The 859-nt window shown below is 80.2% G+C and carries 2 protein-coding genes; both read left to right on the top strand.

Features of this window, described 5'->3' with window-relative positions; genetic code table 11:
• Positions 1-260 (top strand): ChuX/HutX family heme-like substrate-binding protein (locus tag BKE38_RS30280; protein ID WP_367596608.1); only part of this gene is annotated, 260 nt, incomplete at its 5' end.
• On the top strand, positions 257-859 hold a 603-nt coding region (locus tag BKE38_RS30275), incomplete at its 3' end, for an ABC transporter substrate-binding protein (RefSeq protein ID WP_076960723.1). The genes BKE38_RS30280 and BKE38_RS30275, both read left to right, overlap by 4 nt.

The raw sequence follows: 859 nt of genomic DNA, 5'->3' as shown, positions 1-859 counted from the left end.
TCTCCGGGTGGTTGGAGGCACATGGGTGGTTCAACGGCGGGGACCCCGACTTCGACCGGCGCCTGAGGGGGGCGGGGGTGGCGGGGAGCTGGGGCGTGGTGGAGCCCACCGCGGGCGGCGCCGTCACCTCGATGGGGCTGCTGGAGGGGCGCGGCGAGGCCGTCGCCAGGCTGTGCGGCGCGCGCAAGCCCGGCCAGCGCGAGCTGCCCGCCTGGCGCGCCCTGGCCGAGGGCCTGGCCGCGGCGCCGCTGGCGGCATGATCGCGCGGCGCGCCCTGCTGGCGGCGGCGGGCCTGGCCGCCGCCGCCCCTGCCGCCGCGGCCCCGCGCCGCGTCGTCGCCGTCGGCGGCGCGCTGACCGAGGCGGTCTATGCGCTGGGGGCGGGGGAGTCGCTGGTGGCGGTCGACACCACCAGCCTCTATCCGCGCGCGGCCGCGGCGCTGCCGCAGATCGGCTATCTGCGCGCCCTGCCGCCCGAGGGCATCCTGTCGCTGGCGCCCGACCTGCTGCTGCTGTCCGGCGATGCCGGGCCGCCGCAGGTGGTCGACGTGCTGCGCGCCGGCGGGCTGACCCTGGCGGTCATCCCCGACGGGGCCGGCATCGCGGCCGTCGGGCAGAAGATCGCCGCCGTCGGCGCCGCGCTGGGCCGCGCGCCCCGGGCCGCTGACCTGGCCCGGAGCGTCGCCGCCGACTGGGCGGCGCTGGACGCGGCGGCGGCCGCGGTCGCCACGCCGCTGCCGGTGCTGTTCATCATCGGGCTGGGCCGCGGCGTGCCGCTGGTCGCCGGCCGCGGCACCCATGCCGACGCGCTGGTGGCAGCCGCCGGCGGCCGCAACGTGACCCAGGCCTTCCAGGGGTTC

Source organism: Teichococcus deserti, from assembly GCF_001982615.1.
Lineage (GTDB): Bacteria > Pseudomonadota > Alphaproteobacteria > Acetobacterales > Acetobacteraceae > Pseudoroseomonas > Pseudoroseomonas deserti.
Note: the sequence above shows the minus strand (reverse complement) of the source record. Positions and strands in the feature narration are given on the sequence as shown.